General features: G+C 72.3%; 15 protein-coding genes, 3 tRNA genes and 3 pseudogenes. 10 read left to right on the top strand and 11 right to left on the bottom strand.

Annotated elements, in window-relative coordinates; genetic code table 11:
* Positions 1–180 precede the first annotated feature (180 nt).
* Both ACFWI4_RS31510 and ACFWI4_RS31505 read left to right on the top strand, forming a co-directional pair.
* Positions 181–1,275, top strand: coding sequence for a Leu/Phe/Val dehydrogenase (locus ACFWI4_RS31510; protein ID WP_387203182.1), 1,095 nt, complete (start codon positions 181–183; stop codon positions 1,273–1,275).
* A gap of 301 nt (positions 1,276–1,576) precedes the next feature.
* Positions 1,577–1,831, top strand: coding sequence for a DUF3073 domain-containing protein (locus tag ACFWI4_RS31505; protein ID WP_037615441.1), 255 nt, complete (start codon positions 1,577–1,579; stop codon positions 1,829–1,831).
* Between the two features lie 200 nt (positions 1,832–2,031).
* On the opposite strand, the gene purM is transcribed toward ACFWI4_RS31505, so the two are convergent.
* The 6 genes from purM to purS all read right to left on the bottom strand — a co-directional run bounded on the left by purM (position 2,032) and on the right by purS (position 9,248).
* Positions 2,032–3,132 carry a phosphoribosylformylglycinamidine cyclo-ligase gene (gene purM / locus ACFWI4_RS31500; RefSeq protein ID WP_387203179.1) on the bottom strand — a complete coding sequence of 367 codons (1,101 nt, stop codon included), beginning with the start codon at positions 3,130–3,132 and terminating at the stop codon, positions 2,032–2,034.
* A gap of 41 nt (positions 3,133–3,173) precedes the next feature.
* A complete protein-coding gene (gene purF / locus ACFWI4_RS31495; protein ID WP_385402591.1) occupies positions 3,174–4,700 on the bottom strand; it encodes an amidophosphoribosyltransferase in 1,527 nt (508 codons plus the stop codon).
* 459 nt (positions 4,701–5,159) lie between these two features.
* Positions 5,160–5,954, bottom strand: coding sequence for a sterol carrier family protein (locus tag ACFWI4_RS31490; RefSeq protein ID WP_387203176.1), 795 nt, complete (start codon positions 5,952–5,954; stop codon positions 5,160–5,162).
* 83 nt (positions 5,955–6,037) lie between these two features.
* A complete protein-coding gene (gene purL, locus ACFWI4_RS31485; protein ID WP_387203174.1) occupies positions 6,038–8,311 on the bottom strand; it encodes a phosphoribosylformylglycinamidine synthase subunit PurL in 2,274 nt (757 codons plus the stop codon).
* Entirely contained in the window at positions 8,308–8,988 is a 681-nt protein-coding gene (gene purQ / locus ACFWI4_RS31480) for a phosphoribosylformylglycinamidine synthase subunit PurQ (protein WP_382782894.1), read from the bottom strand. The genes purL and purQ overlap by 4 nt, the downstream gene beginning before the upstream one ends.
* On the bottom strand, positions 8,985–9,248 hold the full coding sequence (purS, locus tag ACFWI4_RS31475) for a phosphoribosylformylglycinamidine synthase subunit PurS (RefSeq protein ID WP_005482678.1): 264 nt from the start codon (positions 9,246–9,248) through the stop codon (positions 8,985–8,987). Before purS ends, purQ begins: the two co-directional genes overlap by 4 nt.
* A 361-nt stretch (positions 9,249–9,609) precedes the next feature.
* On the opposite strand from purS, the gene ACFWI4_RS31470 reads away from it, so the two are divergent.
* The 8 genes and pseudogenes from ACFWI4_RS31470 to ACFWI4_RS31435 all read left to right on the top strand — a co-directional run bounded on the left by ACFWI4_RS31470 (position 9,610) and on the right by ACFWI4_RS31435 (position 14,774).
* On the top strand, positions 9,610–9,927 hold the full coding sequence (locus tag ACFWI4_RS31470; RefSeq protein ID WP_339130310.1) for an Lsr2 family protein: 318 nt from the start codon (positions 9,610–9,612) through the stop codon (positions 9,925–9,927).
* 212 nt (positions 9,928–10,139) lie between these two features.
* A tRNA-Gly gene (locus ACFWI4_RS31465) sits at positions 10,140–10,211 on the top strand.
* A gap of 77 nt (positions 10,212–10,288) precedes the next feature.
* Positions 10,289–10,361, top strand: a tRNA-Gly gene (locus tag ACFWI4_RS31460).
* 160 nt (positions 10,362–10,521) lie between these two features.
* Positions 10,522–11,475 (top strand): annotated as a pseudogene (locus ACFWI4_RS31455) (ABC transporter ATP-binding protein); the annotation flags it as partial.
* A gap of 218 nt (positions 11,476–11,693) precedes the next feature.
* Positions 11,694–12,497: an ABC transporter permease gene (locus ACFWI4_RS31450; RefSeq protein WP_387203170.1), complete on the top strand. Its 804-nt coding sequence runs from the start codon at positions 11,694–11,696 to the stop codon at positions 12,495–12,497.
* Between the two features lie 20 nt (positions 12,498–12,517).
* Positions 12,518–13,747: pseudogene (locus ACFWI4_RS31445) on the top strand (sensor histidine kinase); the annotation flags it as partial.
* A 287-nt stretch (positions 13,748–14,034) separates the two neighbouring features.
* On the top strand, positions 14,035–14,679 hold the full coding sequence (locus tag ACFWI4_RS31440; RefSeq protein WP_387203167.1) for a response regulator transcription factor: 645 nt from the start codon (positions 14,035–14,037) through the stop codon (positions 14,677–14,679).
* Between the two features lie 22 nt (positions 14,680–14,701).
* A tRNA-Gly gene (locus ACFWI4_RS31435) sits at positions 14,702–14,774 on the top strand.
* Between the two features lie 110 nt (positions 14,775–14,884).
* Here the strand turns inward: ACFWI4_RS31435 and ACFWI4_RS31430 are convergent.
* The 5 genes and pseudogenes from ACFWI4_RS31430 to ACFWI4_RS31410 all read right to left on the bottom strand — a co-directional run.
* Complete coding sequence (locus ACFWI4_RS31430; RefSeq protein ID WP_385402609.1) at positions 14,885–15,784, bottom strand: phosphoribosylaminoimidazolesuccinocarboxamide synthase; 900 nt, start codon at positions 15,782–15,784, stop codon at positions 14,885–14,887.
* Positions 15,785–15,984: 200 nt separating this feature from the next.
* Positions 15,985–17,505, bottom strand: a complete 1,521-nt coding sequence (locus ACFWI4_RS31425) for a N,N-dimethylformamidase beta subunit family domain-containing protein (protein WP_387203164.1) — start codon at positions 17,503–17,505, stop codon at positions 15,985–15,987.
* A gap of 218 nt (positions 17,506–17,723) precedes the next feature.
* Complete coding sequence (locus ACFWI4_RS31420) at positions 17,724–19,562, bottom strand: hypothetical protein (protein ID WP_387203243.1); 1,839 nt, start codon at positions 19,560–19,562, stop codon at positions 17,724–17,726.
* A gap of 387 nt (positions 19,563–19,949) precedes the next feature.
* On the bottom strand, positions 19,950–21,203 hold the full coding sequence (gene purD / locus ACFWI4_RS31415) for a phosphoribosylamine--glycine ligase (RefSeq protein WP_387203161.1): 1,254 nt from the start codon (positions 21,201–21,203) through the stop codon (positions 19,950–19,952).
* Positions 21,204–21,947: 744 nt separating this feature from the next.
* Positions 21,948–22,702: pseudogene (locus ACFWI4_RS31410) on the bottom strand (DNA polymerase III subunit gamma and tau); the annotation flags it as partial.

Here is a 22,702-nt window from a genome sequence, read left to right as displayed (position 1 = left end):
ACCAATCGGAACCTGAACAGAAATCCATGCAAATCGAACCACGGCCGTACCCCGCCCGTAGGTGATCCTGAACACTGCGCCGAGGGCGGGTCGGCACAGGCTCTAGTCTCATTCCCACGGAGCCCGCCATCCGCACGGGCACCGCACCCAACCGCCGCTTTTTACCTGGGAGTCACCACAGTGACCGACGTAACCGGCGCGCCTGCTGATGTACTGCACACCCTGTTCCACTCGGATCAGGGCGGTCATGAGCAAGTCGTGCTCTGCCAGGACCGCGCCAGCGGCCTGAAGGCCGTCATCGCCATCCACTCCACCGCCCTGGGCCCCGCCCTCGGCGGCACGCGCTTCTACCCGTACGCGAGCGAGCAGGAGGCCGTCGCCGACGCCCTCAACCTCGCGCGCGGGATGTCGTACAAGAACGCCCTGGCCGGGCTCGACCACGGCGGCGGCAAGGCCGTCATCATCGGCGACCCCGAGCAGATCAAGTCCGAGGAGCTGCTCCTCGCCTACGGCCGGTTCGTCGCCTCGCTCGGCGGCCGGTACGTCACCGCGTGCGACGTCGGCACCTATGTCGCCGACATGGACGTCGTGGCGCGCGAGTGCCGGTGGACGACCGGACGCTCCCCGGAGAACGGCGGCGCGGGCGACTCGTCGGTCCTGACCGCCTTCGGTGTCTTCCAGGGCATGCGGGCCTCCGCGCAGCACCTGTGGGGCGACCCGACGCTGCGCGGCCGCAGGGTCGGCGTCTCCGGCGTCGGCAAGGTGGGCCACCACCTGGTCGACCACCTGCGCGCGGACGGCGCCGAGGTCGTCATCACGGACGTGCGGGCCGAGTCCGTGCGGCGGATCCTGGACCGGCACCCCTCCGGCGTCACGGCCGTCGCGGACACCGACACGCTCATCCGCACCGAGGGCCTCGACATCTACGCCCCCTGCGCGCTGGGCGGGGCGCTGAACGACGACACCGTGCCGGTGCTCACGGCCCGGATCGTGTGCGGCGCGGCCAACAACCAGCTGGCGCACCCGGGCGTCGAGAAGGACCTCGCCGACCGCGGGATCCTCTACGCCCCGGACTACGTCGTGAACGCGGGCGGGGTCATCCAGGTCGCCGACGAGCTCCACGGCTTCGACTTCGACCGGTGCAAGGCCAAGGCCACGAAGATCTTCGACACCACGCTGGCCATATTCGCACGTGCGAAGCAGGACGGGATCCCGCCGGCCGCGGCGGCCGACCGGATCGCCGAGCAGCGGATGGCGGAGGCACGCGGCCACTGACCCCTTCCGGGGCCTCAGGCGCTTGTCAGGGACCCGTCGACGGGCGGTTGGGAGAGAACTCTCACGTCTGTCGGCGGGTCGTAGCCCAAGAAGAGGTTAAAATCGCGGTTGACCAGCGAGGACAGGGCACCTCGCGGGGGCTGGGCGAAGGCGCGTGCTGCGGGCGACGTACCGTATGGGCGCGGGCTCAGGTACCGTGGAAGCCCTACGGACCGGTCTCTCCACGGAGAGTCCGTTCCAGATCATGAACGCGTGTCAAGACTCTGGGGCCGTCGAGCCCCGTATCCGAGGGGGTCGAGCCATGGGGCGCGGCCGGGCAAAGGCCAAGCAGACGAAGGTCGCCCGCCAGCTGAAGTACAGCAGCGGCGGGACTGACCTCTCGCGTCTGGCCAATGAGCTGGGCGCTTCGACTTCGAGCCAGCCGCCGAATGGCGAGCCGTTCGAGGACGACGACGAGGAAGACGACCCGTACGCACAGTACGCGGATCTCTACAACGACGACGACGAGGACGAGGACGACCAGTCCGGTCCGCAGTCGCAACGTCGCGGCGCTTGACGCAACAGCGTCCCTCGCAGTTTCCGCGATCTCTTCAACCGGTGGATCACCTGGCGTGGGTTTCTGGCAGATCCCGCCTGGCGGATTTCTCGTAGCGACTGCACTTCACCCGGTTCGGGGCCTCAGCGCCGGACCGGGTTTCGTGCTGCTCCGGGAGCTTCGGCCGGCGTGACCGCCGGCCTCCGCTCCCGGTCCCCGCTTCAGCTCGCGTAGTCGCCGACGAGCTCCGCGCCCGTCGTACGGTCCCCGCGCTCGGTGATCTCACCGGCGACCCAGGCGTCCACCCCGCGGTCCGCGAGGACGGCGAGAGCGACCTCGGCGGACTCCTCGGGCACGATCGCCATCATGCCGACGCCCATGTTCAGCGTCTTCTCCAGCTCCAGGCGCTCGACGCCACCGGTCCTGCCGACCAGGTCGAAGACCGGTGCCGGGGTCCAGGTGCCGCGGTCGACCACGGCGTGCAGACCGTCCGGGATCACGCGGGCCAGGTTGGCCGCCAGACCGCCTCCGGTGATGTGGCTGAAGGCGTGGACCTCGGTGCTCTTGGTGAGCGTCAGACAGTCCAGCGAGTAGATCTTGGTGGGCTCCAGGAGCTCCTCGCCGAGCGTGCGGCCGAACTCCTCGATGTGCTGGTCCAGGCGCAGGTTCGCCCGGTCGAAGAGGACGTGCCGGACGAGCGAGTACCCGTTCGAGTGAAGACCGGAGGCCGCCATGGCGATCACCGCGTCACCCGTACGGATGCGATCCGGGCCGAGCAGCTGGTCGGCCTCGACCGCGCCGGTACCGGCTCCCGCCACGTCGAAGTCGTCGGGTCCGAGCAGACCGGGGTGTTCGGCCGTCTCGCCGCCCACCAGGGCGCAGCCCGCGAGGACACAGCCCTCGGCGATGCCCTTCACGATGGCCGCGACACGCTCCGGGTGGACCTTGCCCACACAGATGTAGTCGGTCATGAAGAGCGGCTCTGCGCCGCACACCACGATGTCGTCCATGACCATCGCGACGAGGTCGTGTCCGATCGTGTCGTACACGCCCAGCTGGCGGGCGATGTCGACCTTGGTGCCCACACCGTCGGTGGCGGAGGCGAGCAGCGGACGCTCGAAGCGCTTGAGGGCGGAGGCGTCGAAGAGGCCGGCGAAGCCGCCGAGGCCGCCGAGGACCTCGGGGCGCCGCGTCTTCTTCACCCACTCCTTCATGAGCTCCACGGCGCGGTCGCCCGCCTCGATGTCGACGCCGGCGGCCGCGTAGGACGCGCCGGAAGCAGTGCCCGTCGACGAAGTCGACTGATCAGGTACAGCAGACATTGCCTGGGATCTTTCGGTTGGTGAAACGGGGCTCTGCGGCGCTACGGGCGACGGATGGCGTCAGCCGCGGCCGTGGCTGCGGGACCCGCGGCCAGCTCGGTCTCCAGGAGCTGCTTGCCGAGCAGTTCGGGGTCGGGAAGCTCCATCGGGTACTCGCCGTCGAAGCAGGCGCGGCACAGATTGGGCTTGTCGATCGTCGTGGCCTCGATCATCCCGTCCAGGGAGATGTACGAGAGGGAGTCGGCGCCGAGCGAGGTGCCGATCTCCTCGATCGTCATGCCGTTCGCGATCAGCTCGGCGCGGGTCGCGAAGTCGATGCCGAAGAAGCAGGGCCACTTCACGGGCGGGGAGGAGATCCGGATGTGGACCTCGGCCGCACCGGCCTCGCGGAGCATCCGGACCAGGGCGCGCTGGGTGTTGCCGCGCACGATCGAGTCGTCCACGACGACCAGGCGCTTGCCCTTGATGACTTCCTTGAGCGGATTCAGCTTCAGGCGGATTCCGAGCTGGCGGATCGTCTGCGAGGGCTGGATGAAGGTCCGGCCGACATAGGCGTTCTTGACCAGGCCGGCGCCGAACGGGATGCCGGAGGCCTCCGCGTAACCGATCGCGGCGGGCGTCCCGGACTCCGGGGTCGCTATCACCAGGTCGGCCTCGACAGGCGCTTCCTTGGCGAGTTTGCGGCCCATCTCGACGCGCGAGAGGTAGACGTTCCGACCGGCGATGTCCGTGTCGGGACGGGCCAGGTAGACGTACTCGAACACACAGCCCTTGGGCTTCGCTTCCGCGAATCGAGAGGTCCGCAGACCGTTCTCGTCGATCGCGACGAACTCGCCCGGCTCGATCTCGCGGACGTAGCTGGCGCCGCAGATGTCGAGGGCCGCGGACTCGGAGGCGACCACCCAGCCGCGCTCCAGCCGGCCGAGGACCAGCGGGCGGATGCCCTGCGGGTCACGGGCGGCGTAGAGGGTGTGCTCGTTCATGAACACGAGCGAGAAGGCGCCCTTGACCTGGGGCAGGATCCGGGCGGAAGCCTCTTCTATGGTCAGCGGCTTGCCGTCGTCGTCGACCTGGGCCGCGAGGAGCGCGGTGAGCAGGTCGGTGTCGTTGGTGGCCGCCACACGGGTGCTGCGGCCTTCCTGCTTGGGCAGGTCCGCGACCATCTCGGCGAGCTGCGCCGTGTTGACGAGGTTGCCGTTGTGACCGAGCGCGATGGAGCCGTGCGCTGTGGCACGGAACGTCGGCTGGGCGTTCTCCCACACGGAGGCACCGGTGGTCGAGTAGCGGGCGTGACCGACCGCGATATGACCCTGGAGCGAACCGAGCGAGGTCTCGTCGAAGACCTGGGACACGAGGCCCATGTCCTTGAAGACGAGGATCTGGGAGCCGTTGCTGACCGCGATCCCCGCGGATTCCTGACCCCGATGCTGGAGGGCGTAGAGCCCGAAGTAAGTGAGCTTGGCGACCTCTTCGCCGGGAGCCCAGACACCGAAGACGCCGCAAGCGTCCTGGGGGCCTTTCTCACCGGGGAGCAGATCATGACTGAGTCGACCGTCACCACGTGGCACGGCACCGAGTGTAGGCGAGATCGACCACTGGTCCGAATTGGGGATACGAGGCCGCCCGTGGATCACTCGTCGTCCCGCGAGCCCGCCCGGACACCGTTCGCGCTGGTCAGAGCGGTGCGGCGACGGTCGGACCGATGAGTGATCTTGCTCTCGCGGGGCCGGGGCGCCGCCTTCCCGGCCCTCACGAGTGAGTCTTGGCACATCGCACGGGTGGCCCCGGTCCGGCTGAGGGTGATATGTCCGTCGCTCACCGTGGCGCGGGCGCACACGCGGTGGCGGGGACGGACACACGGTGACCACCAGGCACGTCGTGGCCGCCGGACACGCGGCGGCCGTCAGGCGCCCGGTGTCCGCCGGGTACGTGGTCGGGTCCGGGCCGGCCGTCGTGGGCGGGCCGGCCACCCGGGCGCGGGCCTCGCACGGGACGCGGGGCGGGACGGGGGCGGGACGCGGGGCGGGTTAGCCCATCAGGGGGAGCAGGGGGCCGATGTCGGCGCGCTCGCCGCTCGCGCTGACCTTGGCCTCGTCCAGCGCCGTCTTCCACTCCAGGCGTCCCGTGGCGAGCCGGATCCAGGTCAGCGGGTCCGTCTCGACGACGTTCGGCGGGGTGCCACGGGTGTGCCGGGGCCCTTCCACGCACTGCACGACGGCGTACGGCGGGATCCGGACCTCGGTCGAGGCGCCGGGCGCCTTCACGGCGAGGGCGTCGGCGAGCAGCCGGGTGCAGGCGGCGAGGGCCTGGCGGTCGAACGGGACGGCGACGCCCGCGGCCCGGTTCAGGTCGTCGGTGTGGACGACGAGTTCCACCGTACGGGTGACGAGGAAGTCGGCGAGGGTCATCGCCCCGGCGGGCACGCCGAGCAGCCGGTCGTCGGGGGCGGTGGCGAGGTTCGCCGTGATCCGCTCCTCGGCGGTGGCGTACAGCGCGTCGAGGTCGGGGTTCGCCGCGGCGAGCGCGCGCGTGCCGTCGGAGATGGCCCCGGAGCGCGAGGCCGTCCCGAACGGCCAGTCCAGCAGCGCGAGTTCCTTCGCGGGCGGTGCGGGCAGCTCCAGCTGCCGGCTCACGGCCTGGACGCCCATCGTGAGGTGCGCCGCCAACTCCCGCACGGTCCAGTCCCCGAGCCCCGCGGGCAGCGCCAACTGCTCCTCGGTCAGGCCGCGCACACCCTCCCGTACGTTCCCGAACTGCGCGAGCACCGCCGCACGGATCCTGGCCGAGTCGTACGTACGCGCGCGCTTCCGGGCTGAGGTCATACGGCGAGCCTAGCCCCGGGAAGGGTGAAGGCCCCGTCCGTCGGAACGGTCGGGGCCTTCACCTGGCCTGCGGGGCGGGCGTGTTACGCCAGCAGCGCCGGGATCGTTCCCTCGTGGGCCGTGCGCAGCTCGGCCAGGGTGAGCGCGAACTCGCCCTGGACCTCGACCACGGCGGCCTCGGCCTCGGTGCCGTCGACGACACCGATACGGGTGACGGGCAGACCCCGGGCACCGCACATGTCGTTGAAGCGGAGCTCCTCCGAACGCGGGACGGCGACGACCGCGCGGCCCGCCGACTCCGAGAACAGGAAGGTGAACGCGTCGAGACCGTCGGGCACGACCAGGCGCGCGCCCTTGCCGCCGAGCAGCGCCGACTCGACCACGGCCTGGACCAGACCGCCGTCGGACAGGTCGTGCGCGGAGTCGACCATGCCGTCGCGGGACGCCGAGATGAGGATCTCGGCGAGCAGCCGCTCGCGCTCCAGGTCGACCTTCGGCGGCAGACCGCCCAGGTGGTCGTGGACGACCTGGGACCAGGCCGAACCGCCGAACTCCTCGCGGGTGTCGCCGAGCAGGTAGAGGAGCTGGCCCTCTTCCTGGAAGGCGACCGGGGTGCGGCGGGCGACGTCGTCGATGACGCCCAGCACGGCCACGACCGGGGTCGGGTGGATGGCCGCCTCACCGGTCTGGTTGTACAGCGAGACGTTGCCGCCGGTCACCGGGGTGCCGAGCTGCTGGCAGGCGTCGGCCAGACCGCGGATGGCCTCGGCGAACTGCCACATGACGGCCGGGTCCTCGGGCGAGCCGAAGTTCAGGCAGTCGGACACGGCGAGCGGCTTGGCACCGGTCGTCGCGACGTTGCGGTAGGCCTCGGCGAGGGCCAGCTGCGCGCCCGTGTACGGGTCGAGCTTGGCGTAACGGCCGTTGCCGTCGGTCGCGATGGCGACGCCGAGCCCGGTCTCCTCGTCGATGCGGATCATGCCCGAGTCCTCGGGCTGGGCCAGCACCGTGTTGCCCTGCACGAAGTGGTCGTACTGGGAGGTGATCCAGGACTTGGAGGCCTGGTTCGGCGAGGAGACCAGCTTGAGGACCTGGTCCTTCAGCTCGTCGCCGGTCGCCGGGCGGGGCAGCTTGTTGGCGTCGTCGGCCTGGAGCGCGTCCTGCCACTCGGGGCGGGCGTAGGGGCGCTCGTAGACCGGGCCGTCGTGCGCGACCGTGCGCGGGTCGACGTCGACGATCTTGCCGCCGTGCCAGAAGATCTCCAGGCGGTCGCCGTCGGTGACCTCACCGATGACGGTCGCGATGACGTCCCACTTGTCGCAGATCTCCAGGAACCGGTCGACCTTCTCCGGCTCGACGACCGCGCACATGCGTTCCTGCGACTCGCTCATGAGGATCTCCTCGGGCGAGAGCGTGGAGTCGCGCAGCGGCACGTCGTCCAGGGTGACCCGCATACCGCCGGAGCCGTTGGAGGCGAGCTCGCTGGTGGCGCAGGACAGTCCGGCCGCGCCGAGGTCCTGGATGCCGACGACCAGCTTCTCGGCGAAGGCCTCCAGGGTGCACTCGATGAGGAGCTTCTCCTGGAAGGGGTCGCCGACCTGGACGGCCGGACGCTTCGACGGCTTGGCGTCGTCGAAGGTCTCCGAGGCGAGGATCGACGCGCCGCCGATGCCGTCGCCGCCCGTGCGGGCCCCGTACAGGATGACCTTGTTGCCGGTGCCGGACGCCTTCGCGAGGTGGATGTCCTCGTGCCGCATGACGCCGATGGCACCGGCGTTGACCAGCGGGTTGCCCTGGTAGCAGGCGTCGAAGACGACCTCGCCGCCGATGTTCGGCAGGCCCAGGCAGTTGCCGTAGCCGCCGATGCCGGCGACGACGCCGGGCAGCACGCGCTTGGTGTCGGGGTGGTCGGCCGCGCCGAAGCGCAGCGGGTCCACGACCGCGACCGGGCGGGCGCCCATGGCGATGATGTCGCGCACGATGCCGCCGACGCCGGTGGCCGCGCCCTGGTAGGGCTCGACGTACGACGGGTGGTTGTGCGACTCGACCTTGAAGGTGACCGCGTAGCCCTGGCCGACGTCGACGACACCGGCGTTCTCGCCGATGCCGACGAGCAGCGCGTCGGACTGCGGGGCCTTCTCGCCGAACTGGCGGAGGTGGACCTTCGAGGACTTGTACGAGCAGTGCTCGGACCACATGACGGAGTACATGGCGAGCTCGGCGCCGGTGGGCCGGCGGCCGAGGATCTCGACGACCCGCTCGTACTCGTCCTTCTTCAGGCCCAGTTCGGCCCAGGGCAGCTCGACGTCGGGGGTCGCGGCCGCGTTCTCGACCGTGTCCAGAGGCGTGCGGCTCATGCGTTGACCAGCTTCTTGAGGATCGAGGTGAAGAAGGGGAGGCCGTCGGTGCGGCCGGAGCCGACGAGCGGCTCGACGGCGTGCTCGGGGTGCGGCATGAGACCGACGACGTTCCCGGCCTCGTTCGTGATGCCGGCGATGTCCCGCAGCGAGCCGTTCGGGTTGACGTCCAGGTAGCGGAACGCGACCCGGCCCTCCGCCTCCAGCATGTCGAGGGTGTGCTCGTCGGCGACGTACCGCCCGTCCATGTTCTTCAGCGGGATGTGGATCTCCTGGCCGGCCGTGTAGTCGGCGGTCCAGGCGGTCCCCGCGTTCTCCACCCGCAGCTTCTGGTCGCGGCAGATGAAGTGGAGGTGGTTGTTGCCGAGCATCGCGCCGGGGAGCAGGTGCGCCTCGGTGAGGACCTGGAAGCCGTTGCAGATGCCGAGAACCGGCATTCCGGACTTCGCCTGCTCGATGACGGTCTCCATCACCGGCGAGAAGCGCGAGATGGCTCCGGCCCGCAGATAGTCGCCGTACGAGAAACCGCCGGGCAGCACCACGGCGTCGACCTGCTTGAGGTCCTTGTCCTTGTGCCAGAGGGCTACGGGTTCCGCGCCCGCCAGCCGGATCGCGCGCTGCGTGTCGCGGTCGTCGAGGCTGCCGGGAAAGGTGACGACTCCAATACGAGCGGTCACTTTCCGGCCTCCGCGACTTCCTCGACCTTGACGGTGAAGTCCTCGATCACGGTGTTGGCGAGGAAGGATTCCGCCAGTTCGTGGATGCGGGCGAGCGCGGCGTCGTCCACCGGTCCGTCCACTTCCAGTTCGAATCGCTTTCCCTGACGGACGTCGGAGACACCTTCGAAACCGAGGCGCGGCAGTGCACGCTGCACCGCCTGGCCCTGGGGGTCGAGGATCTCCGGCTTGAGCATGACGTCGACTACGACGCGTGCCACTGGCACTCCCGGTGTGTGGTGCTGAGCAGGTCCCTTCAGACTACCCGTACAAAATTTCTACTCGCGTAGATTCGTAGAATCCTACGTGACCGCGATCACGATCGCGCATCGGCGCGGGGCCATCCACGGAAAATCCTGGGAAAAACCGCAGAAGAACGGCAGGACCTCATTGCCACCGGACACGCGGAGGGTTTTAGTCGGGCTTCACCATGCAATGCCGGGCCCTGTACAAATGAATTGGCAATAGCCGATACTTTGCTCAATAACAGCCGGACAGTCGACATCTCCCCGACAACTCCCTGACGTCAGCGCACGTCATGGCCGTTGATCGCAGGGGTGTCGCACGAAGGGACCGATATTCGTGGCGCAGCGTGTCGTGGTCACTCTCTTTGACGACATCGACGGCTCGGAAGCGGCGGAGACGATCGCCTTCGGACTCGACGGCAAGTCGTACGAGATCGACCTCAATCCCACCAATGCCGAGGAACTGCGTAAGGCGCTCGAGCCGTACGTCGAGGCCGGCCGCAAGCGGTCGAAGTCCGGGAAGGCGTACACGCACACGGCGCTGACGCCGGATCCCGCCGCGGTGCGTGCCTGGGCCCGTTCCAACAAGATGGACGTGCCGCCGCGCGGCCGGATCCCCAAGAAGGTCTACGAGGCGTTCGCCGAGGCGCACTGACCCCGGCACCGGGCCCAGGCGGCTAGCCCGCGGACCGGGCCCACACACCGGGCCGCGCACCGGCCGGGCACCCGGACCGCGTCCGCGAGCCGCGTGCCGCGTGGCCTTCCGCGGCCCCCGGAAGAACCGACTTGCGCTGACCCCCGCCCGATCGGCTAGAGTCTGGAACACGCCGAGGGGCCAGGCCGAAAAGGCCGGAACCCGAAGGTCGTGCGGGTGTAGTTCAGTAGCAGAACATCCCTCTTCCAGAGGGAAGGCGCAGTGTGCAATTCCTGTCACCCGCTCTGCATCGTCCACCGGTCGCTTGCCGATCAGGTAGGGTGGTGCTCGCGCCGGACGGTGGAAGCCGTTCGGAGGCAATGCGGACGTAGCTCAGTTGGTAGAGCGCAACCTTGCCAAGGTTGAGGTCGCCAGTTCGAACCTGGTCGTCCGCTCAACGAAGTAAAGGCCCCGGTCACCGACCGGGGCCTTTCTCGTATCCCCGTATCCACCGGTGTTCTCCCCAGGGGGACACCGGGGCCTTCTGACATTTGTCATGCCGAGTGATGACACCGCGCACTGCTGCCGGGCCCCGTCCGCGCCGACGCTGATTCCATGAACACCGACGAACGCGACCACGTGATCGAGGTCACTGATCTGCGGCGTGTGTACGGGGGCGGCGGAAGGGATTTCGAGGCGGTCCGGGGAGTCACCTTCTCCGTGGGCCGCGGCGAGATCTTCGCCCTCCTCGGCACCAACGGCGCGGGCAAGACCTCCACCGTCGAACTGATCGAGGGGCTGGCTCCGGCGGCCGGCGGGCGCGTCCGGGTCCTCGGGCACGATCCGTACCGGGACCGGGCCGCGGTACGGCCCCGGATCGGCGTGATGCTCCAGGAGGGCGGCTTCCCGTCCGAGCTGACGGTCGCCGAGACCGCGCGGATGTGGGCGGGCTGCACCAACGGGGCCCGGCCCGTCGGACAGGTCCTGGACCGGGCCGGCCTCGCGCACCGCTCCGGCGTCCGCGTGAAGCAGTTGTCCGGCGGCGAGAAGCGGCGCCTGGACCTGGCGCTCGCGCTCCTCGGCGACCCCGAGGTCCTCTTCCTCGACGAGCCGACGACCGGCCTCGACGTGGAAGGCCGCCGAAGCACCTGGGAGTTGGTCCGCGAACTCCGCGACGGCGGGACCACGGTCCTGCTGACCACCCACTACCTGGAAGAGGCCGAGGCGCTCGCCGACCGGCTGGCGATCCTGCACGAAGGACGGGTCGCGGCCGTCGGCACCCCCGCCGAGGTGACCGCCTCCCAGCCGTCCCACGTCTCCTTCGAGCTGCCCGACGGGTACTTCCCCGGCGACCTGCCTCCGCTGCCCGAACTCGGCGTGAGCGGCCACGAGACGGCGGGCCGCAGGATCCGGCTGCGCACCGGCGAACTCCAGCGCACGGCCACCGCCCTGCTGGTCTGGGCCGAGCGGGCCCGCGTCGAGCTGCGGGGGCTCGACGTGCGCGCGGCCTCCCTGGAGGAGGCGTTCCTGCGGATCTCCCGGGAGGCCGCGGGCGGCACGGACGCCGGCCCACCGGGGGACCCGGCGGCACACGGCACACACGGACCGGGAGAGGCAGCCGCGTTCGGCACGCACGGGCCGCAGGAGGCCTTGCCGACGGACGGCACACACGGACCGGGAAAGGCGGCCACGCACGGCACGCGCGGGCCCGGGGAGACCCCGTACGGCACGCGCGGGCCCGGGGAGGCCGCTGAAGCGCGGACGGTACGCACGAAGGGAGAGACGGCATGAGCGGAACAGCGGTCACCACCGGCGCCGGCACGGCGAGGACCACGGCCGCCGGCCGGACGAGAGCACTGGCACGCGCCGAACTCACCCTCCTCGGCCGCACCAGGGCCACACTCGCCGCGGCGTTGTTCGTCCCGCTGGTCATGCCGCTCACGCTCCGCTCCGCCGTCACCTCGATGAACCTGAAGGGCACCGGCCTCACCGTCGGCTCGGTCCTGCTCCCCTCCTCGTTCGGCTTCGCCCTCCTCTTCGCCGTGTACGGCTCCCTGACCAGCGTGTACACGGCCCGCCGCGAGGAACTCGTCCTCAAACGGCTGCGCACCGGGGAGCTGCGGGACCTGGAGATCCTCGCGGGCGCCGCGCTGCCCTCGGTGGCGATCGGCCTCGCCCAGTGCCTGATCCTGACGGTCGCCTACCACGCGACCCTCGGCGTCGGCATGCCCGCACGGCCCGAACTCGTCCTGCTGGGGCTGCTGTCCGCGTTCGTGACCTGGCCGGCGCTCGCCGCCGTCACCTCGAGTCTCAGCAGGAGCGTGGAGGGCGCCCAGGTCGCGGCCACGCCCCTGACCCTGGTGTCCCTGGTCGGCTCCGGGGCCCTGATCCCCCTGGAACTGCTGCCCGACGGCATGGCCCCGTTCTGCGAACTGCTGCCCCTCACCCCGGTGATCACCCTGGTCCGCGGCGGCTGGACCGGGCACCTGTCCGCCCACGACACCGCCGGCGCCCTCGTCACGGCGGTGGCCTGGACCGTGATCGCGGTGTTTGCTGTACGACGGTGGTTCCGCTGGGAGCCGCGGCGATGACCACGGACGCGGGGGTGGGCATGGGCAGGCCGTCCGGCTGGTGGCGGGGCAAGAGCACACCGGCGAAGGTCGAGACGTACACCCGCTGGTCGTTCCACGTCTTCTCCTTCCTCGAAGCCGCCTCGATCGGGCTGCCGGTGTTCGGGAACCTGCCGACCGCCCGGGCCTGGGCGGTGCTCCTGCTGGTGTGCGGACACGCGGTGTTCTGCGCGGTGACCGCCTCCCGGGCGCTGGACTGGACGCGCGGCACCCGGGAACGGCCCCGGCGGACCCTGCTCGCGCTGGCCGTCACCACCTGCGCGGTGGTCGTCGCCGGAACCCTCCTGTCCGGCGCCCCCTGGCACCCGGCGGACGACGGCGCGTTCCTGGTCGCCTCCTCGCTGCTCGTCGGCGCCACCGCGTTCGGCACGGGCACGGTCGCGCTCGGGACCCGCGACGGCCGCCGGATGACGTACGTCGTGCTCGGCGCCTCCGCGGGCACCGGCGTGCTCGCCCTCCCCCTCGGCTTCGCCGCCCCCGCCGCGCTCGTCACCGCCGTCCTGGTCCTGCTGACCGCCGGCTTCCTCACCTTCACCGCGGCCTTCTCCGTCTGGCTGCTCGACGCCGTCTACGCACTCGACGAGGCCCGCGAGACCCGCGCCCGGCTCGCCGTCGCCGAGGAACGCCTGCGCTTCGGCCGCGACCTGCACGACGTGATGGGCCGCAACCTCGCGGTGATCGCCCTCAAGAGCGAACTCGCGGTGCAGCTGGCCCGGCGCGGGCGGCCCGAGGCCGTGGACCAGATGACCGAGGTGCAGCGGATCGCGCGGGAGTCGCAGCGGGAGGTGCGGGAGGTGGTACGGGGTTACCGCGACGCCGATCTCGCCAACGAACTGGCCGGTGCGCAGGGGGTGTTGACGGCCGCCGGCATCGACTGCGCCATCACCGGCGGAGCCGACGGGCTGCCGCCTCAGGTCCAGTCGGCGCTCGGCTGGGTCGTGCGGGAGGCGACCACCAACGTGCTGCGGCACGGGAACGCCACCCGGTGCGCGCTGTCCCTGCGGGCGACGCGGGACCTGGTGACGCTCACCGTCGAGAACGACGGGGTGCCGCGGGAGACCGTGCCGGACCCCGGAACGGGCAGGGGCAGCGGGCTCGTGGGGCTGCGGGAGCGGCTGGAGGAGGTGGACGGGGCGCTGCGGGCCGTCGCGGGCGACGGGGTGTTCCGGCTGACGGCGGACGTGCCGTTGCGGCGCACTCCGGGCACGGCGGCCGGCGATCAGCGCCCCGGGGACGCGACCGCGGGCGCCCGCGGGACGCCCGCGACATCACCCGGACGAACGGCTCCGACAGCCACACCGGACCCGTCGGCCCCGGCGGACCCGTCGGCCCCGGCAGCTCCGGTGGCGCCAGCAGCTCCGGTGGCTCCGGCAGCGCCGGCGGCTCCTGTGACCCTGAGGGGCCGGGCGAACCCGGCAGCCCCGGTGGACCTGCCGGCCCCGGCAGCCCCTTCCTCGCCACCGGACCCGGTTTCGCACGAGGTGACGGAGGTCACGCCATGACAGATGCGGGGGAGGGCGCGTCCGTGGGGAGCGGCCCCGTGCGGCTGCTGCTCGCCGACGACGAGCATCTGATCCGGGGAGCGCTGGCCGCGCTGCTCGGCCTTGAGGACGACCTGGTCGTGGTGGCCGAGGCGGCGACCGGACCGGAGGCGCTGGCGATGGCACGGGCGCACATGCCCGACGTCGCCGTGCTCGATCTCCAGATGCCGGGGGCCGACGGTGTGAGCGTGGCCACATCCCTGCGGGCCGAACTGCCGGGCTGCCAGGTGCTGATCGTCACCGGACACGGGCGGCCCGGCCATCTGAAGCGGGCGCTCACGGCGGGCGTGCGCGGCTTCGTCCCGAAGACGGTCAGCGCACGCCGGCTCGCGGAGATCATCCGTACCGTGCACGCGGGAAACCGTTACGTGGACCCGGAGTTGGCCGCCGACGCGATCTCCGCCGGGGACTCGCCGCTGACCGCGCGCGAGACCGAGGTGCTCGAATTCGCCGCCGACGGCGCGCCCGTGGCGGAGATCGCGGAGCGGGCCGCTCTCTCGCAGGGAACGGTGCGGAACTATCTGTCCTCGGCCGTGTCCAAACTGGGCGCGGAGAACCGTCACACGGCAGTGCGTCTCGCACGGGAGCGAGGTTGGGTATAGTTGCTCTCGCGCCACGGCGCATGCGGACGTAGCTCAGTTGGTAGAGCGCAACCTTGCCAAGGTTGAGGTCGCCAGTTCGAACCTGGTCGTCCGCTCAGAACGAAGAAGCCCCCGACTCCGGTCGGGGGCTTCTTCGTGTGCGCCGACGCCCCGCGCGCGGGGACGGCCGACGGGCCCGGCCGGCGGCCGGGCCCGTGTGCGGGGGTCAGGTCCAGCTGACGCCCGTCAGCCGCTCGTACGCCTCGATGTACTTGGCGCGGGTGGCCTCCACGATCCGCTCGGGCAGCGCGGGCGGCGGCGTCTCGCTCCGGCGGTCCCAGCCCGACTCGGCGGAGGTCAGCCAGTCGCGGACGTACTGCTTGTCGAAGGACGGCTGCGCGTGGCCCGGCTCCCAGCCGTCGGCGGGCCAGAAGCGCGAGGAGTCCGGGGTCAGCACCTCGTCGGCGAGGACCAGCGTGTCGCCGTCGTAGCCGAACTCGAACTTGGTGTCCGCGAGGATGATGCCCCGGTCGCGGGCGATGTCCCGGGCGCGGCCGTAGACGGCCAGCGTCGCCCGGCGCAGCTCGGCCGCGGTGTCGGCGCCGACCTGGCGGACGACCTCCTCGTACGAGACGTTCTCGTCGTGCTCGCCGACCGCGGCCTTGGTGGCCGGGGTGAAGATCGGCGCGGGGAGCTCCGAGCCGTCGACGAGGCCCTCGGGGAGCGCGAGTCCGCAGACCGTGCGGGACTCGTTGTACTCGACGAGGCCCGAGCCCGTCAGATAGCCGCGGGCGACGCATTCGACCGGGACCATCCGCAGGGACTTGCAGATCAGGGTGCGGCCGGCCCAGTCGGCCGGGGCACCCGGCGGGAGTTCGGTGCTCAGCACGTGGTTGGGCGCCAGTTCGGAGAGCTGGTCGAACCACCACAGGGAGAGCTGGGTGAGCGTACGGCCCTTGTCGGGGATCTCGGTGGGGAGAACCCAGTCGTAGGCGGAGATGCGGTCGCTGGCGACCATCACGAGGTCGCCCGCCTCGTTCTGGTACAGATCGCGCACCTTGCCGGTGTGCAGATGTACCAGACCCGGCACCTGGAGGGGCTCGGGCTTTTCGACGAATCCGGACACGGTTCCTCCCCGTGGTTCTGTACAAGTGGCTCGATTCTCCCGTACGGGACGGGCGGCCGTGGACAGGGGGCGTCCCGAGCGGGCGCGGACGCCCGTCTCCGGGGTGCGGCACGGGGCCGCAGATGGGTGCGGCACCGGGTGGCCGGCGGGGCGGTGCGGGGCCGCCGGCGAGCGGCGCCGGGTGGCCGGCGGTGCCTTCCTCAGTCGTGTTTGCAGATGCGGTCGAGGAGATTGGCGGTCGCCCGCTGGATACGGGGGTCCACGTGGCCGGGGCGGTCGAGCGCCGGGGACCACGCGAACGTCCCGGACGCGAAGACCAGGGCGCCCGAGGGAGCACGGTAGAGCGAGGTCTCCTGATGGCGCGGGACGCCCTCGCTGTCCGGGTACGGGGAGTGCGCCAGCAGGATCCGGTCCTGGTGCTCGGGCAGGGGGGTGCGCGGGAAGTAACGGTCCGCCTCACCGGCGACCATGCCCTCCACCTCGTCGCCGTCGTGCGCCCCGGTGGCCTCCCACAGCCAGTGGTCGGCGTTGCGGACGATCAGCGGGTGCGGCTCGGGGACGCGACCGGCGTACTGGATGCCGATGAGCTGCTGCTCCGGGCGGTCGATCTCCCGCCACAGAACGGGCTTTCCGGGGCCCCGGCGTTTGCGGCAGGTCAGCAGCCGGTCCGGGACGCCCGACGGGGACGGGCCGAGCTCCACCTGCCAGTACATGGTGTTGGCGGAGAGGAAGACGAGCGAGGTGCCGTGCTCGCGGGCGAGTTCCGTGGTGCGGCGCATCTGCGGCGACCAGTACTCGTCGTGGCCCGGGAACACCAGGCCGCGGTAGCGGGTGGGGTCGACGCGGCCGGCGTGCAGATCGCGGGCGTCGGCGTAGGCGAGGTCGTAGCCGTAGCGCTCGGCCCAGCGGATGAAGTCGTAGGCGTGGCCGACGTGCAGGGGCAGGCCCGCGCCCGCGTACGGGCGGTCGAAGGAGACGGTCGTCGCGGCGTCGGCCTCGCCGAGGAGCCGGCCGTTCTCGTCCCACGCGTGATAGAGGCTGGCGCCGGTGTGGCCGTCCTCCGGGTACAGGTTGTACGCCTGCCAGGTGATGTCCGGGAGCAGCAGGAGCAGGTCGGCCGTCTGGTGGTTGCGGACGGTGAAGGGGACGTGCGAGCGGTAGCCGTCGACGGTGGTGAGGACCGCGACGTACGCGCCGACGCTCCAGTAGGACGGGATCTGGAGGCGCCAGGACAGCCACCAGTGGTGGCAGGAGACCGTGCGGTCGGCGGTGAGCGGCGGCGGCTGGACGATCCCGGAGAGCCGGGGGCTCGTGGTGATCTTGCTGGCGCCGTCCCCGCCGTAGTGGCCGATGCGGTAGATGTCGACGCTGAACTCCTGCGGCGGGTCGACCGTGACGTGGAAGTCGATCGACTCGCCGGGAGCGGCGGCTCCCGTGCTGGTGAAGCCCTTGATCTGACGGTGGACGTCGTCGGCGGAGCGGGGGCCTCCGGGGCCCGTGCGAGGACGGGTGCGGGAGGTCGAGCGCGGGGCCGGGATCCGGGAGGCGCCGGCCGCCGGCTGCGGTGTCTCGGTGTCCACGTACCAGGGGACGACGTGGCCGGTGTCGTCGAAATAGGTCTCGCTGCCGCGGAGCCAGGGAACGGGTCCCAGGCCGAAGGGATCCGTGACGGCGTGCGCGAGTGCTCCCGACTCCCAGCGGCGGATCTGCTCCGATCCCATGCCCGCACCCCTCCCTCGTGCCCCCGTCGTACTGGCAAGCCCTTGCGCTGTGCTCGATCGGTCCCAGCACATCACATTACGCACGCAGTCCGTCACCGTTCGTCGCGAATTGGCGTGAGTGGAACGGATGGCTCCGGCTGGGCCGGGGCCCCTGCGAACCGTGGGGTGGACGAAGGGCCGGAAAGGGACGGCCGGGCGGGTGCCTCGGGGGGCCTCCGTCAGACCAGGCGGACCGGTTTCTCCGGACGGACTCCGAGATGGCGGAGCCATTCCCGCAGCGGCACGGGGTCTCCCGTCTCTATGAGGGTCAGGACGCGCGGACCGATGTCGGCGGCCCGCTCACCGGCGACGAGCAGGGACGGGCCGTCCAGCCAGTCGAGTCCGGGGACCGCCCCGGCGGTGTCCATCGCGGCGCAGCAGACCATCGCCGTGACATGGTCGGCCAGCAGCTCACGGCCCGTCCTGGGCGGCTGGAGGGGGAACAGCGGAAGCATCCGGTCGTCCCAGAAGTCGTGGTCGGGGCCCTGCTGCCCCGTGCTCCCGGCGGGCCGGGGACGTGCCGGGGCGGACGCCTCCTCGCGGGCGAGTTCCGCGGTGAGCCGGGCCGCGAGGGCCGCCGACCGCTCGTTCCCCACGGCGAGGTCGGGGTCGTCGCTCTCGGAGATCCCCATCTCCCCGTACGCCTCGGTCCGGTGCTCGGCGAGGGGCGCCGCGGGGGCGGGATCCGGGGCGGGCACGGCTCCCTGCGGCGCGGACAGGTGCTCCAGCACGCGGGCCAGGGTCGGCCCGTCGGCCTCGGGCAGCGCGGGGTCGGCGGGATGGCGTACGCCGAGGGCGTCCAGGACCCGGTGCAGCCGGGCGGCGTCGGTGCGCCACTTCCGGTCGACGACCTCGTCCGGATAGTCCTGCCAGTCGACGGGCGCCCAGTCGGGGCCGGCCTCGGCCGGGCCGCCGTGGAAGAGCCGGGCGGCGAGCAGCGAGGCGGCCTCGTCCACGGTGCCGGGCTCTTCGAGCAGGTCGCAGGCGGGGCGTTCGCCGAGCCGGGAGGTGAAGCCCTCGGCGAGGCGGTCGCGGCGGGACAGCTCGGTCAGGGCGGCGACGACGCCCACGTCCAGCCGGGAGGGCCAGCGGCCCATCCGCCAGGCGGGCAGCGCGACCCGGGTCAGCAGCCGGTCCCAGCCCGCGTACGCCAGGCCGACCTGTTCCTGGGCGACGATCCGTACGCCGTAGTCCACGGCCTGGGCGCGCTCGGCCGCGGCGGACGCCACGGCGCGCTCCATCTCGGCCGCGTGGTCCCGGCAGGCGCGCAGCAGGATGCGGGTGATCCGGCCGACTCCGGCCAGGACCGTGCGGGGCAGCGGGCCGCGGCCGGGTGCCGAGGCCACCGCGACGGCCGCGTCCAGGCCCCGGACGAAGCGGCGGGCCGCGGCTATGTCCGGGTGCGCGGACGGGCCCGTACCGGCGACGACGGGGGCGAGGACCGCCCGCAGCTCGCCGACCCGCATCCACCACAGGAACGGGGAGCCGATGACGAGGACGGGGGCGGTGGCGACCCTGGCCGCGCGGTCGGCCGGCGCGGTCACGGAGCCGCTTCCGGCCGGATCGCGGCGCCCGCCGTCGGGCTCGCCGCCTCCGCCCGGGGAGAACCGGCCGTGCGCCCGGTGGGTGCGGTCCTCCAGCCAGCTGTCGCAGTCCGGGGTGAGCGCTATCGCGGAGGGGGCCGGGACGTCGAGCCGGTCGGCCAGGTCCCGGACCATGCGGTAGAGGTCGGGGGCCGATGCCTCGGGGATCGGGACGGTGGGGCTCATCGCGGGCCGGGCGCGGGCCACGACGAGCGCGACACCCGACGCCACGAGCAGGACGAGGACGGCGAGGACCGTCACGATCCACCCCGCGATCCCCCAGGGCCTGCCGCTGACACGGCCGGTGGCGGCCCCGACGAGCAGCACGACGGCCACGGCCGCGGGCAGCAGGGCGACGGCCAGCGCCCTGCTGCGCACACGCAGCACAGCGAGAGCCCGGGAGCGCGCTGCCTGCGCGCCCACCTCCACACCCATACCGGTCACGACCGGACGTCACCCCCTCTTGTCCGCCGGGCCCCGGCCCTGTCGCTGCCGGTGCCGACGGATGCCCTGGCGTTGGTCACTCCCCCACTGTGGCACCCGCCGCCGACATCGCAATGCCGGTGGGCCAAGTGCCGGAATGCTTTCGCCGCACCCTAGTTGGGGCCCCGGCCGTCGTCAGCCGGATAGGGCACCCGGTCACCCGATGGAATGGCTCTGGGGAAAGGTGGGTGACGGCGGGCCCCGAGCACGCTTCCGATTCCGTACAGAAACCCGCAGCTGAAGGGGCCCGGACGGGACGCACGAAGCCCCGGATTCCGTACGGAGTCCGGGGCTCGGTGCTGCTATAGGGGGCTGGAGGCCTGGCCTCCGCCGACGGGGCTACGCCTCGGCGGCCGCCTTCGCCGCGATGTCGGTGCGGTGCTGGGAACCGTCCAGACCGATGCGGGCGACGGCCGCGTAGGCGCGCTCGCGGGCCTCGGTGAGGCCGGATCCGATCGCTGTGACGGACAGCACACGGCCGCCCGCGCTCACCACCGCGCCGCCCTCGTGCCGGGTGCCGGCGTGCAGGACGTACGCGTGCGGGGCGTCCTTGGCGGCCACCTCGTCGAGCCCGGTGATCGGGTCGCCGGTGCGCGGGGTGTCCGGGTAGTTGTGCGAGGCCACGACGACGGTGACCGCCGCCTCGTCGCTCCAGCGCAGGGGCTCCAGATCGGCGAGGGTGCCGTTCGCGGACGCCAGCAGGACACCGGCGAGCGGGGTCTTCAGGCGGGCGAGGACGACCTGGGTCTCGGGGTCGCCGAAGCGGGCGTTGAACTCGATGACCCGCACACCGCGGCTGGTGATCGCCAGACCGGCGTACAAGAGCCCGGAGAACGGGGTGCCGCGGCGGCGCAGCTCGTCGACGGTGGGCTGGAGGACGGTCTCCATGACCTCCTCGACGAGCTTCGGGTCCGCCCACGGCAGCGGCGAGTACGCGCCCATGCCGCCGGTGTTCGGGCCCTCGTCGCCGTCCAGCGCGCGCTTGAAGTCCTGGGCGGGCTGGAGCGGGACGACGGTCGTGCCGTCGGTGATCGCGAAGAGGGAGACCTCGGGGCCGTCGAGGAACTCCTCGATGACGACGCGGTCGCAGGCGTTCGCGTGCGCCCGTGCCGTCTCCAGGTCGTCGGTCACGACGACGCCCTTGCCGGCCGCCAGTCCGTCGTCCTTGACGACGTAGGGCGCCCCGAACGCGTCGAGGGCCTCCTCGACCTCCTCAGGCGTCACGCAGACGTACGAGCGTGCCGTGGGGACGCCGGCACCCGCCATCACGTCCTTCGCGAACGCCTTGGAGCCCTCCAGCCGCGCGGCCTCCTGCGAGGGGCCGAAGCAGGGGATGCCGGCCGCGCGCACGGCGTCGGCGACACCGGCGACCAGCGGGGCCTCCGGGCCGACGATCACCAGCTCGGCGCCGAGCTCCGTGGCCAGCGCGGCCACGGCGGAGCCGTCGAGGGCGTCGACCGCGTGCAGCTCCGCCACGTCCGCGATCCCGGCGTTGCCGGGGGCGCAGTGCAGGGCGGTGACGTCGGGGTCGAGGGACAGGGAGCGGCACAGGGCGTGTTCGCGGGCGCCACCACCGATGACAAGGACCTTCACGGGGGTCAGCCTAGCCGCCGCACCCGGGTGCCCCTTGTAGGGGCTTCCGAGGGAAGGGGGGTACGGGACTGGTGCGATCCTCCAGGAGGGGGCGCGGGGCGGGGTTCGGGGGCCGCCCCCACGGACCGCGGGAAGGGTCCGCTGGGAGGTTCCGGAGGCGGCGACAGCGCCTTTGCGGGTCGGCGGGGGCCGGGGGCCGGTGAGGGGGTCGTTTCAGGGGTGTGGGTGGGCCAAGCGGCCCGGCCCAGGAGCGGGATCTCGGCGTTGTGGGCCGGTGAGCCGGAAGCTCGGACCGAGGCCGGGCCGGGGCCGGATCTCAGGGGCCGTTGGACCGGTGGCCCTGGGCCGGGGACGGTGGGCGGGGAAGCCAAGGGCCGGGAGTCCTGGGCCTGAGCCCGGTGAGCTGGGGCCGGAGCCGGGTGACCCGGGGCCCTGGCCCGGGGGCGGTGGGCCGGGGAAGCCAGGGGCCGGGAGTCCTGGGCCTGAACCCGGTGAGCTGGGGCCGGAGCCGGGTGACCCGGGGCCCTGGCCCGGGGGCGGTGGGCCGGGGAAGCCAGGGGCCGGGAGTCCTGGGCCTGAGCCCGGCGAGCTGGGGCCGGAGCCGGGTGACCCGGGAGCCAGGGGTCGGTAAGGCCGGTGGCTCGCGCCGGGAGCCCGAGCCGGTGGCGGGACACCAAGGGCCGTGGCCCGGTGGCCGAAGTCGGGCTCAGGGCTCGGCGGAACGGGGCCGGTGAGCCCCCGGGGTTACTCGTTCGTGAATTCCTCGACCACCGTCGCCCCGAGTTCGCGGACGATCAGTTCGTGGCCGGAGAGGGCGGACTCGTCCAGGTCGGGGTCGTCGTCCTCGGGGGTGTCGTCCTCCGGGGCGACCGGGGGCGGCTCGTACGCCGGGGCGGTCTGCGCGGGCGCGGACATGCCCGTGGCCTGGGGACGGCCAGCCGAGGGACCGGACTGCGGGGCCGAGGGGCCGGGAGCGGGGGCGGACGGCTGCTGGGGCGCGGGGCGCTGGCCGGCCGGGGCTCCGCCGTATCCACCGGCGCCACCGCCTCCGTAGCCACCGCCGCCGTAACCGCCTCCTCCGCCGAAGCCGCCGGTCGGGGCGGGCGGTGCCGAGCCGCCAGAGGCGTCCACGATCGCCTCGACCTTCCAGTGCACGTTGAACTGCTCCGCGAGCGCCTGCCGCAGCACGTCCTCGCTGCCGCTGCCGGCGAAGTTGTCCCGCGCTCCGGCGTTGACGAAGCCGATCTGGAGGGTCGTGCCGTCGAAGGCCGTGACCTGTGCGTTCTGGCTCAGCAGGATCCAGGTGAACCGGCGGCGGTTCTTCACCGCCTCCAGGATGTTCGGCCACAGCACGCGGGGGTCGAGGCCGCCCGGGGCCGGAGCCGCCGCCTGGGGCACCCCGGGAGCCGCCGCGGCGGCCGGGGGAGCCTGCGGGCCGGCGGGAGCCGGTGCGGACTGCGCCTGCGGGCGTCCGCCGCCCGCGGGGGCCGCGGTGGGCC

The sequence above is a fragment of the Streptomyces sp. NPDC127038 genome (assembly GCF_042725875.1).
In the GTDB taxonomy this organism is placed as follows: domain Bacteria; phylum Actinomycetota; class Actinomycetes; order Streptomycetales; family Streptomycetaceae; genus Streptomyces.
The sequence above is the reverse complement of the archived record's forward strand: the minus strand, read 5'-3'. Positions and strand labels throughout refer to the sequence as shown.

What these genes read in the sequence shown, in the direction of transcription:
- ACFWI4_RS31505 (WP_037615441.1), top strand. Translation starts at nt 1,577, where the DNA reads ATGGGGCGCGGCCGGGCAAAGGCCAAGCAGACGAAGGTCGCCCGCCAG.
- purL (WP_387203174.1), bottom strand. Translation starts at nt 8,311, where the DNA reads ATGAGCCGCACGCCTCTGGACACGGTCGAGAACGCGGCCGCGACCCCC.
- ACFWI4_RS31490 (WP_387203176.1), bottom strand. Translation starts at nt 5,954, where the DNA reads ATGACCTCAGCCCGGAAGCGCGCGCGTACGTACGACTCGGCCAGGATC.
- ACFWI4_RS31450 (WP_387203170.1), top strand. Translation starts at nt 11,694, where the DNA reads ATGAGCGGAACAGCGGTCACCACCGGCGCCGGCACGGCGAGGACCACG.
- ACFWI4_RS31425 (WP_387203164.1), bottom strand. Translation starts at nt 17,505, where the DNA reads ATGGGATCGGAGCAGATCCGCCGCTGGGAGTCGGGAGCACTCGCGCAC.
- purM (WP_387203179.1), bottom strand. Translation starts at nt 3,132, where the DNA reads ATGTCTGCTGTACCTGATCAGTCGACTTCGTCGACGGGCACTGCTTCC.
- ACFWI4_RS31420 (WP_387203243.1), bottom strand. Translation starts at nt 19,562, where the DNA reads ATGGGTGTGGAGGTGGGCGCGCAGGCAGCGCGCTCCCGGGCTCTCGCT.
- ACFWI4_RS31440 (WP_387203167.1), top strand. Translation starts at nt 14,035, where the DNA reads ATGACAGATGCGGGGGAGGGCGCGTCCGTGGGGAGCGGCCCCGTGCGG.